Here is a 12,877-nt window from a genome sequence, read left to right on the forward strand (position 1 = left end):
CATTGGCGCCCGTAAATTGCCGGGCCAATGTGCTATTTTCTATATCAGCTGCGACCATTTGGACGGACGGGCCCGCAAAAGCCAGCCGGTGAAATATCCGCTCAGACCGGTTGTATCTTACTTCAAAGTCCACACCCGCCCCTTCAAATACCAAAGTGCGATCAGAGAGACAGACAGGATGATGATCACATCCCAGCGCAGAAGCCAGGCAGTGACGGCCTCGGTCTCGGCAAGCCCTAGAGCGTTCGCTGTCAGGATTGGGGCCGCGCTGATGGCAAGGATTGTCAGAAAGCGCCAGAGTATTTGTCCGAAATAACCGAATAGGCGCAGCGATGCACGTTGTACGGCAGTTTCGCGTGCCTCTTCGTTCAGGCTAGGGTCGCGCATAGCCGCAACAGCAGCAGAAGCAATATTGATCGCTGATATTGCTGTCGGTATGAGGCGCAACGCGACTAGAGCCAGCACAAACGCGACTACTGCGGTCAATCCGACGGCTACGATCACGTATTTGATTTCGGGTCGTCTCCGGATACCCCGTCCACAGGTTTCCGCCGCCGCATCATGCGTTTGACCGGGTACCACACGAACCCGATAATCGCGAGCAGCACGGCTCCGACCAGTGCGACAAGCGTGCCGATTGCGCCCAGCCCAGCCCCGGGTCCGATATACGCCAGTGCGGTCGTTGGGATGATAAGTAACCCGGATAAAAGAATTAACATACGCATTGTGGTTATCACCTCAATCTTCAACTCACATAAGTACGGTACAGCGGGGCAGCAGTCATGCAATCGTCAAGAAGGTTAGCACTTTAGCTCTCAGGTACAAAGGCTCCAAACTTCCTGCGTGCCCTAGTTGCCTGTTTCCCTGCGATGATGTGTACGGAGCGCCCGATTTGCAAACAGGACAATACGGGTTAGTGTCGGATTATATACCCCATTACCCCATTATCCCATTATATTGTGTAAGGAGCGTCAAAGGTAGCTTGGCTGATATCGAATGTTTTCAAAACGTGGGCGCTTGGGTTTATTAACATTCCGGGTTTGATCGGCTGAGTGTTTCTTGTTTAAGCGCAAAGGTTCCGACAAGACACTGTTTAAAGCCGAGTATTTAGTTAAGATTTTATTTTGTAACACAACCACCTTATCCTGTCATACGCTCCAAGTTCTAAGCGAGAGAGACTTGAGCGGTACGTATTTCTCAAATTACCATCGGAGTAACTTTGCTCTTGAGGACCATTTTAACAGGAAGCATTTTGACACTTTATCTCGGACCGACGGCAATTCCAAAGCTTCAAAACCATGATCTCAGAGCTCAAAGATAAGCGCCTGCTCCTCAGGTTTCTCAGTATCAGCGTTCTGGGTACGATTGCGGATTACCTGTTGGCGCTTTTGCTCGTTCTGACTATTGCAGCCCCTTATGTTTTTGCTTCGATATGCGGCTTTGTGCTGGGCTCATTTGTCAATTACTGCGGGCATAATATCTTCAGCTATGAGCATACCGACAAAGGCACAATCTCGCTCCAGGGATATGGCAAATACCTGATGGCGGTTCTGTCATCTTTGCTGGCCCGCCTCGCTGTAGTGGCGGCTCTGGGATATGTGACAACCTTGCCGTTTTGGGTCATCCTTCTGATTGCGATCGGGGCATCTTTTGTTACCAGCTATGTGATTTCGACACTCTGGGTGTTTCGCAAACCGGATTAGGCATCGATGTAAAGCTCGTACCACATCATGTAGTTCAAAAGACCCCAGAGCGGGCGGCCATTGTCTCGTTTCCCGCTCACATGGTCGTTGATCAGTGTCTGCACCGCCTGAACCCGAAACAGGCCTGTGCGCCGAATATTCTCGGGCCCGAGATAGCGCATCATCAGATCTTTCAGCTCGATCTTGAGCCAGCGGGAATAGGGCATTTCAAGCCCGACCTTCTTTTTGTTGAGAATGCTGTCGGGCAGATCGTTTTCCATTGCCCGCCGCATGAGATGTTTCTTACGCCGGTTCTTCATTTTCAGATGTGGGGGGACCGTGGCCATGAACCCGGTCAGCTCTGGGTCGGTAAAGGGCACCCGGGCCTCAAGAGAATGCGCCATGGTCATCCGGTCATTCTTGATCATCAGGTCGTCGGGCAGGAAGATGGTTGAATCGATATACATCAGACGTGACAGTGTCTCTTCCGCACCGCAATGTGCGTAGGCCGCCTGAAAATGACGCACCGAAGGCTGCAAGGACCCGGTGTCTGCAACCCCATCAGCGTAAAGGTCCAGTTTTTCAGCTTCGCCCAGGACAATCCGCCACCACAGATGTGCTTCTTCCGGTGGTAGATCCAGCCCGCCTAAAAAACGCTTGGCCTTGAATTCAAAGCTGAGTTTCTTGTCCGACACAGGCAGGCAGTTCACCAAAGGCTTCATCACGCCGTTCCGAATGAAACTGGGTATCTTCCGGGCTTGTTTATACATGTTGTAGGCTGCGTGTGTATCATAGCCGGCGAACGCCTCGTCGCCGCCTTCGCCCGACAGAACGACAACCACTTCGTCCTTGGCCAGTTCACTGATGAAATATGTTGGTATTGCAGATCCGTCCCCATATGGTTCGTCGGTGAAGGTCAGGTATTTCGGTAACATATCACGCACCATATCGGCGGTGACGGTCACCTCACGATGCTTGGTGCTGAACTTCTCGGCCACAATTCGGGCATAGGGCAGCTCATTGAAACTTTGATCTTCGAAGCCGACAGAATAGGTGTGGATCGGTTCATCCACATGTTTGTGCATGAGTGCGACCAGCGTACTGGAATCCAGCCCCCCCGACAGGAACACGCCAATCGGCACATCCGCAACTAGGCGCCGCTGCAAAGCCTTATCCATCAGGTCATAAGACCTTTGAATCGCCTCTTCTTCGGTTATGCCGGGATCAACGTGGAAGTTCAGATCCCAATACCGCTGCGTCGTCACTGTGCCGTCGCAGGTGACAGTCATGTGATGCCCCGGCGGCATTTCGGAAATACCGTCAAAGGCGGTCTGGGTTCCCGGGATGTAGTTGAAGGTCAGAAAATCATGCAGGGCCTGCATCGATGGTTTCCGCATAACCCGGCTATCGGCGATGATCGCCTTGATCTCGGAGCCAAACCGGAAATAGTCATTATCTTTCTGGTAGAAGAAGGGTTTGATCCCATAGCGGTCGCGCGCCAGATGCAATGACCTGCTGCGGGCATCCCAGATCGCAAATGCAAACATCCCGTTGAGTTCCGGGATCATGTCGAGGCCAATTTCCTCGTAAAGATGGATCAGAACCTCGGTATCCGTGCGGGACTTGAAGACATGGCCGCGCTCTTCAAGGCGGTATTTCTCTTTCAGTTCCTGAAAGTTGTAGATTTCGCCATTGAAGACAATCACTACAGTGCCGTCCTCGTTTGTCATTGGCTGATGACCTGCATAAGACAGGTCAATCACCGAAAGACGCCGAAAACCCAGCGCAACGTCCTCGTCCAGCCAGACGCCATCATCATTTGGTCCGCGATGGGCCAATGTTGCTGCCATTGCCGTGATCAGCTCTTTTTCGGGGCGATCAGCCGCCGGGTCGACCTGCAGGATTCCGCATATTCCGCACATATCAATCGTTATCCTTTACAGTACTTGTACTCTTTCCTGTGGCTTGGGCCTTGGTCGGATCTACGAGGTTGACCACCACGTCTCCCCCGCCCAGAGAACCCCGGAACCGCGCAACGGTAGCGTATTCCTTTTTGATCCTCTCCAGTATTCCCGGATATGTGGTCCAGGCGTGCACCGGCATCGTATAGACCAACCAGGTTCTGCCTGACTGTGAGGCCAGGCGATCCAGATCATCGGTCGTTTCGATGACATCCCACCCCTTGTCATAGTATGCATTGAACGGAAATCCTGCGATCCCGACAGCAAGAACCGTGTCCCCGGGTTGCAGGTCGCTTTCAATCAGATTGATGGCACCATTGAAATCCTGTTTTGGCAGATACACGTGCCGGAGGGATAAAAGAGATACCGCCACAATGCCTGCGCATATCAGTCTGGGCAGCCATTTCGTGGCTGCGGCGGGCAACCGTGCCAGGTGCGCAGTCAACTGGCCGGCAACAAAGGCACCGCGGATCACGATAAGTATCGCAAATCCGAAGGTGAAAAAGAAAAACCTTGGGAACAGGGTATACCCGATACTGGTCATTGCTATGAAACCGACTCCAACCGGGATCAGAAACAACGCCACAACAACCGGTCGCGTTCGGGCAAAGCTGATGACACCAATCGCAAAGACAAGGCCGGCGGCTATCACAACACCCGCACTGGCCAACCCGATTTGCAGACTGCTGAACAGTTCTGCCAATGCCCAAAAAGGGTTGGTCCACTCGTTGTCTTCGCCCTTCAGTCCGGAATTCAATAGCGCCCCGCCGACCATACTGGGCAAGACCAGAGCATAGACCTGAAACGTAAACAGACCCACCGGGATGAAGCCACAAAACAACCCGTTCCAGCGATAGCGCTTGTATTGCTTGTTTTGCTGGACCCAGGCTGTGCTCCAGATTGCAAAATGCGCAAGCACCATCAGCCCCATAGTAGGGTGCGCATACGCCCCCAGGACGACGGCAAGGCAATACAGCCCCCATTTGCGGGGGCTCCCCTGGCGCATGGCGTCCAGAAACCAGGTGCTGGAAAGCAGGGCAAAGAACAGTAATGCGGTGTAACCACGTGCATTCTGGCTGAACCAGATGTGGTGATAGGAAAACGCCAATAGTGCCGCCGCAAACAGAGCCTCACGAGTCGGGCCGACGCGTCGGGCAAAAAAGTAAATAGCGGCAATGCCGGCAATGCCAAAACCGACCGCAGGCAATCTCAAGGCCCAGACACTGTCATCGAAGACCGACAAAGACAGTCGCGCCAGCACCGAAAACAGGACATGGTTGTTGGCATCGTGATAGGTGCTGACGATCTGCCCGATTGTGAGGGGCATGTAATTTACGGATGTCAGAATTTCATCATACCAGATGCCGGTATCAAGTCGGTAAAACCGTAAAGCCGCGGCGCAAATCAGTAGTAGGCCAAAGATCAGTGTCTGGACCGGGCTAGCGGGAGAAACCTCGGGGTGCTGTGGAGATAGCGGACGGCCAATCGGCAGAAGCCGCAGTAAAAGAAGATATGCCCCTATGATGATGAGACCGGCCTTGAACAGCCAAATCCCCTGGGTAAAGGCCGGATCGGCCGCCGCATCGGCGCCGCGCACCACCCGGGTGAACAGACCGACTGGCAAAAGCAGCCCTAAAGTAGCACTCGTCACTCCCGCCAAAGCGCCAAAAGAAAGCCTGCTCATCCAACTATGTACTCAATACCATTAACGTTTGTGTCCTATGCGCCCTGCGGAATTTTGCAAAACTGGCTCTACCTGTGCCGAGAATACGACAGAGATTACATTTCTTATCACTCATATCAATTTTTGGATCATCAGGAACTTATTCTGCTGATGATCGCGGTTTAACGAAACAATTTCCAGCTATGTGTAATAATGTTTCAACCCGGTGCAAATACATCTCGGTCGAGAGAGCTGTGAAACAGACTTAGCCCGAATTGACTGTTTTGGTCGCATCGTGGTGAACTAAAAGCTGGTTTATTCCGTGACGAGACCCGGACGGTTTCTACCGGGACGATTGTGTTCCTCCCGCGGTCATAACGCGCAGTAAGAGACAAGAATCCCATGACGACATCCGAAAAAGGTTCTGTTTTTCCCAACAGACGCGAGTATCGCACAGGCGCCGTCCTGTTTGCCTTGATGGTCGCAGTTTCGCTGACGCTGATACTGCGGCTCTGGGGAATTGATCTGCGCAGTATGTCCCATCCGGAAATCTATGTCCCTGGCATCGACCTGGTTTCCGGTATATCCGAACCGCCGCCGCGTCATAACCTGGCTGAAACCATCTGGTGGCATTTCCACGATGAACCGCATCCCATGGGCTGGTATGTGTCCATGCTGGGCTGGACCAAAGCCTTTGGGACATCCCATTTTGCCCTGCGGTTCCCCAGCGTTTTGTTTGCCGTCGGCTCGATTCCACTGGTTTTCCTGATCGCCCGCAGCATATTCGGATCGACCGTGGGGTGTCTGGCCGCGTTGTTGCTGTCTCTTCATGGTTTTCATGTGTTCTGGAGCCAGATGGCGCGCATGTACGTCGCTGGGGCCTTCCTGTCGTTGCTGGCGACTTGGCTCCTTCTTTGTCTCGTCAGAACACGCGAGCCGCGCCCGGGTTTTGAGATTGCTTATGTCGCCTCGGTTATCGCAGGGGTTCTGACGGTTGAGCTATTCTGGCCCCTGATCATGATCCACGCGTTCTGGGCTGCTCTGGTTTTGCCCCGACTAAAAGTGGATGGTCTACGGTTTCATCAACGTATCGGTCTGCGGCAAGCCCCACGGTTGCTGCAGGTGCAAGCGTTTGCCTTTATCCTGTCTGCCCCTGCCCTGACACATGCGGTTTATCGTGCGCGTAAAGGAGCGGCCCCTGATCCTTCTTTTGACTTTCTGGTCGAGTATTTCTCTTTTGGGTTCCTGTTTGCGAAAGACGATTTTGCAGTCCCGCTGCTTCAAATCGAGCCGATCTGGACCTGGCTGGTTCTGGGCTTCGCCCTGTTGCTCCTAGCGGCCAGCCTGAAAGCTCCAAAACGCGAAGCGCCAGTGATGCGCGCGCAGCAGAAGATCCCGGTATGGGTTTTGGTGTCGGCGGCGGTCTGCCTGGCCTGTTTCATGTTTTGGCTGGGTTCGATTGCCCATCGCAGAAACGAAGCGCTGATGGCGATGTCTGTTTTACCCTTTCTGGCGCTGCTCATCCCCGTTCTGGGCAATATATGGGGAGACGTTGTACCTAGACTGCCCTCGAACACGCTGCACTATCCTCAGGAGCGGACACTGCTTTTATGGCTGATCGCAGTTGTCTCTCCGCTGATCTTATTTGCAGCGTCCTACAAAGCTTCTATCCTTGCCCCCAGAGCTTTTCTTCTTTTCGTGCCGTTTCTGCTGATCCTGTGCGCGGCGGGTGCAGTGTGGCTGTCCCAGCGCCACCGTGTCAGGGTGGCTTTGATCTGCCTGTGCATGGTGGTGTTTGCCGCCAGTATACCTTACACCGCTGGTAAACCGGGCTCTCCCAATGACTATCAGGGTATTGCAGAGGCCGTACGGCCGGAAATGAAAGACGGTGATCTCGTTTTCTTGCGGGACCGCAATTGGGTTGATACGCCGCTATTCTATTACATTAATGATGCACAATTCATCGTCGCGGATTATGGCGCGGCTTTGCGACGTAATCCCGATGCTCGGGTCTGGTTACTCACGTGGCCCGATGTGGGACAATCCGCTATCAACGATGTACGGCGTGAAGCTCTTCAGAATTATGAACTCACTCTGAAACTTGAACGTTTGCGGGCCAGCGCCGAGCTTTTCGAGCCCGACACCGGGCATTAATTACCCGAGTGGTCCTTCTGGTGGCGCTGTTACGAAGGATGGCCGTGTCTGGCAGACAAATGCTGGTCTGCGGGCTGGGTGGCTTGTCCGCAGGCGGGTCAAAGGGCCTGATCATTCAGCCCCAGGCTGCTTTCGACAATGTAAAGCGGGCGTTTCTGAGCCTCTGCATAAAGCCGCCCCAGATATTCCCCGATGACGCCCAGCACGACAAGTTGCAGGCCACCGATCAACAGCACTGCAACCATCAATGAGGCATAGCCGGGTACATCCACCCCGTAGACAAGGGTGCGTGAGATCAGGAAAACACCATAGATGATCGCGGCCAACGCAGTCAGCATGCCGACATAGCCCGCAATCCTGAGAGGTACGGTGCTGAACCCGGTAATACCGTCCAGCGCAAAGTTCCAAAGGCGCCAGTAGTTGAATTTGGTCTGCCCCGCCGCACGCTCGGGGCGGTCATACGCCACCTCGGTGTGCCGAAACCCGACCCAGGCAAAAAGGCCCTTCATAAAGCGGTTGTGCTCGCGCAGCTGGACAACAGCCTGAACCACGCGCCGGTCCATAAGGCGGAAATCGCCGGTATTGGCGGGTATCGGTACGCCTGAGAGCCGGTTGATGACCTTATAGAACTTCCGCGCTGTCCAGCGTTTCATCGCGGTATCGCTGTCGCGGTGGCGCCGGACGGCATAGACGACATCGAATCCTTCGCGCCATTTCTCCAGAAATGTCTCGATCAGTTCGGGCGGATCCTGCAAATCCGCGTCTATCGGAACAACGGCTTCACCCGCAGCTGCATCAAGCCCCGCCGTCAATGCGATTTCCTTGCCGAAGTTACGCGAAAAGTTCAGTACCTTGATACGATCATCGCGCTCATGCGCGGCAGCCAGAAGCTTGGCAGTTGCGTCTGTGCTGCCGTCGTTCACGCAGATGATCTCGTAGCTTTCCCCAAGCTGATCAAGGAATTGCCCCAAACGTTCGAACAGGGCCGGCAGAACCTCTTCTTCATTGAACATGGGCACGATGATGCTGAGCGTCGGAGCGCTTTGGTCCAGGGCTATTTCCCGGGACGGAGATGTGGGGGTACTAATGTTTAACGGCGTCATAACGCGTATCTTTTCCCGTTCGTCTGGACACAGGTGATCATGGATTTGACTTCGGTTCAAAAGGTTCTGTATGGGCACGCAAAATTTCGATTTTTAGTACCTTTTCACCGCCAATAAGTAATTCATGGTGCGCATCGGGAATAGCGGCTTTTTTAGCGTGATCAATGTGAGTAGCCAAGCGCGCGCTTTTGGGGCTCGAAAAAATAAAACCGAATGCTCATCAAGATGAAGATAGTGAGTGCTATACATCTCAAACTGATTGAGGAAGGTTTGTGCAGAAGTGAAAGGGCGATGCATGACATTCGAAATTCGAAAAAGAGTGAAAGCATCTTGCGTGAAGGCAAAGCACAAGTGCTTTGATACTTTCAGGCCGGGTCCAGAAATTGACCCGGAAACGTCTGGTTTCGGAAGAGCCAGCCTCTTTGTCGCATCTGCCAAATTAACCCCCATAACGCCGGAAAACGAACTCTTATCAACCTGTTCACAGGTGTTGGAGCGTATTTTCTTAGCTACCGCACCTTCCGAAAGATCGCAGGGGATGCGGCCTGTGTTTCTTGAAGTCGAACGAAATGCCGGTTCTGTTGCCGTCCGGATGGCAAAACCAGGCAGGGGCGTTTGATGGCATCTTTCCACCGACTCAATCTTGTCTTGCGGTCCTTTCGCCGGGGGGGGGGTGTTGGCGGATTGAAGACAATATGGATGCTTTTCAGGGATCGTGTCGTCGGACAGCATAGGTTGCTCTTTGCCATGAGTGGCGGCAAGGCCCGGCAGATCGACAGCATGTCAAACACGTTGACCGTACAGTGCTTTCGCAGTTGGTCCGATCTTGATGATCAAAGCAAAGACTTTCTGAAGCGCAATCAGGACAAGATCCACTGGGATGTTCAAGGCGATCTGAACGCGGGCATGTCCGTCTGGATCGGGTTTTCCGGCGGGGTTCCGGCAACCATTGCGCAAACCCGCTCCGGGCAAAACGTGAACGTATATTTCTTTCCGATGACCGAGCACTGTGCTCTGATCTCTCACTGCTTTACCGTTCCTGATATGCGGGGCCGGGGGTATTATGTGGAAATTCTGAAACATGTGTGCCGTACGCTGGCAGAAGAGGGGACCACGCGTATTTATATTGATTGCAGTGACAGTAATTTGTCGTCAGAACGCGGCATTCTTTCAGCGGGGTTCTTGCCCATTGGACAGGGGGTCCACCGCCGAAATGGGACCGTTCATTGGCGACAGGATGCGCCGCCATCGATTTGTCGGCTGGAGGAAAGATAACTCTTGAATCAGTGAATGCTGAGGGGCGAGGCAGTCACAGCATTTCAATCCGTGACGTGCCAGTTCGGTCAGAATTTTATCCGGGAAATAAACTCGAAACAGATGATCAATAATATTCAAGCCTTACGAGCCTTTGCTGCCATAAATGTGGTTTTCCTCCATGTCATCAAGACGGCATCAACATATGGACAAAGCACCGATTATTTATCCTTCCTGGCCGGGTGGGGTGCAAATGGGGTCGATATTTTTTTCGTGATATCCGGCTTTGTCATGCTGCACACACAAATGCAGAAAAAGCGGCACACAGGCGCTTTCTTGAAGTCGAGAATTATAAGGATCGTGCCAATTTACTGGCTGATCACACTTTTTGTTGTGGCGGTTTATTACGCTGTTCCCGGGATCTTCAGGTCCATGGAGCTTTCAGGAACCATCATATTGTCATCGCTTCTGTTTTCTTCGCTTCTGGTGCTTGGTGAGCCGCCGATTGTTTATGTTGGGTGGACCCTGGAATGGGAGATGCTCTTTTACTTTGTTTTTGGACTGTCTCTCTTCCTGAGGTCGTGGGTCCATGTTTTCCTAGTTGTCAGCCTGGTTCTGGCCGGGGTGTCCCTGGCGTCCGGTGATTTTATATCGCTTGAGTTCCTGTTTGGGATGGCTGTTGCGTATTTTTACAACAAGGGGTTTGAAATCAGGGAAAAGACAGGGGTCTTGATATTTGTTTTCGGGATGCTTCTTTTATGTGTCTCCCTGTCGAGTGAACTTGAGGTCGACCCAACAAACCGTGTCATTGTCTGGGGTGTACCGTCGTTTTTTATCGTTTTTGGGCTGCTGTTTGCGACGCAGATTTCAAATCGGTTTTTGGTTTATCTCGGGGATGCATCCTACAGCATCTACCTTGTCCAGATACTCACCATTCCCGCCTTTTATAAAGTGTCTTCGATTGTCCTCAGGCCCGTAAATGGTGACGTTCTGTCCATCTTGTGCCTGATAAGCAGCGTAGCCGCAGGGTGTCTGGTTTTTTCCTTGATCGAAAAACCCATGACCAAAAAGATGAAGCGGGCATTCTCCTGACCATTGCGGTGTATAACTCTGTCGGGGACAAGCTCGGTATGCTCGAACAGTCTTGTAGCGCATCGACCTGACGACCCCAGGGATGTTGACGATCTGAAACCGGCAATGCGTTCAGCCGAAAAGGCGGTGGAAATTCAGAAAAACTCTTTCAGTTTCCGCGCATGCTTCAGGTTTGATGGCAGCGATATCACATGTCGAGCCAGCTTGGCCAAGGATCGCGTACCTGGGATGACCTTGAGGGCCGACAGGCTTTTAGACGCCTTCAGGAAATTTTCATAGGTCTGGTTGTCCGCGTGGCGGAAGTCTTTTGCGTTCAGGTCCTCCCCGCCATTGTCGGTTGGTACGGACACGATAGAGGTCGCCTTGCGGTTCACATCGAATATAACAAAAGATTCATAGAAACGGATGCCCCAAACCCGCTTTTCCGCAGCATCCGAGAGGAGTTTGGAAAAGCGCTGGTTTACGCGATCTACCATGCTCATGGCGTATTTTACGAAGGAACGGTGCTTGGGACCGAAGCCTTCCATATAGGATGTATGTGTGTCTTCCACGACCAGCATGCCTCCATCGCGGATATGCGGCAGCAGGCACTCTGTTGTGATAATCTGTTGTTCATAGGTGTGGCCGCCATCGTCCAGGACAATGTCGATTTCACCGATCTCGTTTGCAAGTTTTTCAAGAAAGGCAGGATCGCTCTGGCTGCCTATGAAAATTTCAAAGCCTTCCTGCTCCCAACGCTTTGCGCCGGGGTTCAGTTCAACGCCGATGATGCGTGCCTGTGGTCCAAAGAATTCGCGCCACATGAACAGAGAGCCGCCGCTCAGAACCCCGATTTCGACGAAGGTAATCGGCTTGCCGACATAAGGAGAGAAAAGCTTGTCATACACATCGAAGTAAGTCGAATGCTTGCTGCTTTTGTACGGGCTGTTCAGATAAGCTTGGTAGCTTGCTGCGGTCACCGGCATTTTCTCAGGTTTCATTTCGTGGTCCCGTAATTGAATAAGTTCACTCGTAAGCAAGGTCATGGCCCGTATGTCTGCCATATATGATGCCGATGCAGGATCATGTGTCGAGACAAATACTCTTCACCCCGGAAGGCCAAACTGCCGCAACCCCGTTAAGGAACCGATCCGTTTGGACAGCCGGGTCTTGAAAAGGGGGTGCGATATGGGGCGCAAAGTTTCTGAATGTGGCCAAAACCCTTTTTTGCATGTTTCGTAATCAATTTGGCCTTGCTGGCAATCAGCTTTAAGTCAACAGGGATGCCGCATAAAGGGCGCATCGGCGCAGTTTCACATGTTCCACAGCGCGCCAGCCCGGAGAAGACACGGGCGAGGCTCAAATCTGAGCCCCGCCCGTGGTTTGATCGACAATTGTTCTAGTCAGAGGGGGTTGTTGCCGTCAGGCAAACAAATCCGAGTATGGATTCGATGATGTGTCCAGGAAATCGGCATCATCTCCGATGCCAAAGGTTTCCACGCTGTCACCAACGTACCAGTCGCGTTCCCGGCCGCCTGCAAAGTCGAAATCCGTTTCGGTTTCGTCCAGGACAACAGCACCGTCTACCAGAACCTGAAGGCGATCGGTGTTCTGATCGACCATCATGGTCACCTGGTGCGTCTCTCCGTCATTCAGATCAAGATTCTTGATCTTATAACCGTCACGGAAACCGCCATCATTGTTGTCGACTTTCGCGACCAGATGTCCCTTTTTGGTCAGTTTCAGGCCGAAGTTCGAGTGGTTCCAGATAAGTCGCTCGGCACCGGTATCCTCTTCATCTCGGGTCATCTCGACCGAGAAAGCAATTTCTTCGGCGTCAGAGTAACCCAGCACTTTGCCAATGTTTCCTCGGCTGTCCTGATTGCTTATGTCGATCATCAGTTCGCCTTCAGGTTCGGCAATGTTGACGGGTTCTTCGACTTCGGTTTCTGCCTCAGTCTGAGGCAGCTCTGTGGCGGGAGGTGTCGC

General features: G+C 52.8%; 12 protein-coding genes. 4 read left to right on the forward strand and 8 right to left on the reverse strand.

Going from position 1 to position 12,877, the window contains the following annotated elements:
* Positions 1-117 precede the first annotated feature (117 nt).
* Positions 118-387, reverse strand: a complete 270-nt coding sequence (locus ACR0FB_RS18880) for a hypothetical protein (protein WP_171724998.1) — start codon at positions 385-387, stop codon at positions 118-120.
* Between the two features lie 113 nt (positions 388-500).
* Entirely contained in the window at positions 501-725 is a 225-nt protein-coding gene (locus tag ACR0FB_RS18885) for a hypothetical protein (RefSeq protein ID WP_171724999.1), read from the reverse strand.
* Between the two features lie 573 nt (positions 726-1,298).
* On the opposite strand from ACR0FB_RS18885, the gene ACR0FB_RS18890 reads away from it, so the two are divergent.
* Positions 1,299-1,703: a GtrA family protein gene (locus ACR0FB_RS18890; RefSeq protein WP_171725000.1), complete on the forward strand. Its 405-nt coding sequence runs from the start codon at positions 1,299-1,301 to the stop codon at positions 1,701-1,703.
* Here ACR0FB_RS18890 and asnB read toward each other — a convergent pair.
* Positions 1,700-3,604 carry an asparagine synthase (glutamine-hydrolyzing) gene (gene asnB, locus ACR0FB_RS18895; RefSeq protein ID WP_171725001.1) on the reverse strand — a complete coding sequence of 635 codons (1,905 nt, stop codon included), beginning with the start codon at positions 3,602-3,604 and terminating at the stop codon, positions 1,700-1,702. The two genes, ACR0FB_RS18890 and asnB, sit on opposite strands and share 4 nt — an antisense overlap.
* Before the next feature lies 1 nt (position 3,605).
* Positions 3,606-5,327 carry a glycosyltransferase family 39 protein gene (locus ACR0FB_RS18900; RefSeq protein WP_480621594.1) on the reverse strand — a complete coding sequence of 574 codons (1,722 nt, stop codon included), beginning with the start codon at positions 5,325-5,327 and terminating at the stop codon, positions 3,606-3,608.
* A 381-nt stretch (positions 5,328-5,708) separates the two neighbouring features.
* Between ACR0FB_RS18900 and ACR0FB_RS18905 the strand changes: the two genes are divergently transcribed.
* Positions 5,709-7,460, forward strand: a complete 1,752-nt coding sequence (locus tag ACR0FB_RS18905; protein ID WP_171725003.1) for a glycosyltransferase family 39 protein — start codon at positions 5,709-5,711, stop codon at positions 7,458-7,460.
* Positions 7,461-7,558: 98 nt separating this feature from the next.
* Here ACR0FB_RS18905 and ACR0FB_RS18910 read toward each other — a convergent pair whose 3' ends face one another.
* Both ACR0FB_RS18910 and ACR0FB_RS18915 read right to left on the reverse strand, forming a co-directional pair.
* Positions 7,559-8,563, reverse strand: coding sequence for a glycosyltransferase family 2 protein (locus ACR0FB_RS18910; protein ID WP_171725004.1), 1,005 nt, complete (start codon positions 8,561-8,563; stop codon positions 7,559-7,561).
* 93 nt (positions 8,564-8,656) lie between these two features.
* Positions 8,657-9,295 carry a hypothetical protein gene (locus tag ACR0FB_RS18915; RefSeq protein WP_480621595.1) on the reverse strand — a complete coding sequence of 213 codons (639 nt, stop codon included), beginning with the start codon at positions 9,293-9,295 and terminating at the stop codon, positions 8,657-8,659.
* Between the two features lie 15 nt (positions 9,296-9,310).
* Here ACR0FB_RS18915 and ACR0FB_RS18920 point away from each other — a divergent pair, with 15 nt between their 5' ends.
* Positions 9,311-9,838: a GNAT family N-acetyltransferase gene (locus tag ACR0FB_RS18920; RefSeq protein WP_480447527.1), complete on the forward strand. Its 528-nt coding sequence runs from the start codon at positions 9,311-9,313 to the stop codon at positions 9,836-9,838.
* Positions 9,839-9,940: 102 nt separating this feature from the next.
* Complete coding sequence (locus ACR0FB_RS18925) at positions 9,941-10,909, forward strand: acyltransferase family protein (RefSeq protein WP_171725007.1); 969 nt, start codon at positions 9,941-9,943, stop codon at positions 10,907-10,909.
* Positions 10,910-11,043: 134 nt separating this feature from the next.
* On the opposite strand, the gene ACR0FB_RS18930 is transcribed toward ACR0FB_RS18925, so the two are convergent.
* Together ACR0FB_RS18930 and ACR0FB_RS18935 are read right to left on the reverse strand one after the other, a co-directional pair.
* Complete coding sequence (locus tag ACR0FB_RS18930; RefSeq protein ID WP_253283357.1) at positions 11,044-11,934, reverse strand: class I SAM-dependent methyltransferase; 891 nt, start codon at positions 11,932-11,934, stop codon at positions 11,044-11,046.
* A 376-nt stretch (positions 11,935-12,310) separates the two neighbouring features.
* Positions 12,311-12,877, reverse strand: a 567-nt coding sequence (locus tag ACR0FB_RS18935; RefSeq protein ID WP_480895455.1) for a hypothetical protein, incomplete at its 5' end; no start/stop codon positions are given.

Source organism: Ruegeria sp. P10 (assembly GCF_056534925.1).

Bases quoted from the DNA above. Each gene is read 5' to 3' on its own strand.
- ACR0FB_RS18880 (WP_171724998.1), bottom strand. From the start codon at position 387: ATGCGCGACCCTAGCCTGAACGAAGAGGCACGCGAAACTGCCGTACAA.
- ACR0FB_RS18885 (WP_171724999.1), bottom strand. From the start codon at position 725: ATGCGTATGTTAATTCTTTTATCCGGGTTACTTATCATCCCAACGACC.
- ACR0FB_RS18890 (WP_171725000.1), top strand. From the start codon at position 1,299: ATGATCTCAGAGCTCAAAGATAAGCGCCTGCTCCTCAGGTTTCTCAGT.
- asnB (WP_171725001.1), bottom strand. From the start codon at position 3,604: ATGTGCGGAATATGCGGAATCCTGCAGGTCGACCCGGCGGCTGATCGC.
- ACR0FB_RS18900 (WP_480621594.1), bottom strand. From the start codon at position 5,327: ATGAGCAGGCTTTCTTTTGGCGCTTTGGCGGGAGTGACGAGTGCTACT.
- ACR0FB_RS18905 (WP_171725003.1), top strand. From the start codon at position 5,709: ATGACGACATCCGAAAAAGGTTCTGTTTTTCCCAACAGACGCGAGTAT.
- ACR0FB_RS18910 (WP_171725004.1), bottom strand. From the start codon at position 8,563: ATGACGCCGTTAAACATTAGTACCCCCACATCTCCGTCCCGGGAAATA.
- ACR0FB_RS18915 (WP_480621595.1), bottom strand. From the start codon at position 9,295: ATGCTGTCCGACGACACGATCCCTGAAAAGCATCCATATTGTCTTCAA.
- ACR0FB_RS18920 (WP_480447527.1), top strand. From the start codon at position 9,311: ATGAGTGGCGGCAAGGCCCGGCAGATCGACAGCATGTCAAACACGTTG.
- ACR0FB_RS18925 (WP_171725007.1), top strand. From the start codon at position 9,941: ATGATCAATAATATTCAAGCCTTACGAGCCTTTGCTGCCATAAATGTG.
- ACR0FB_RS18930 (WP_253283357.1), bottom strand. From the start codon at position 11,934: ATGACCTTGCTTACGAGTGAACTTATTCAATTACGGGACCACGAAATG.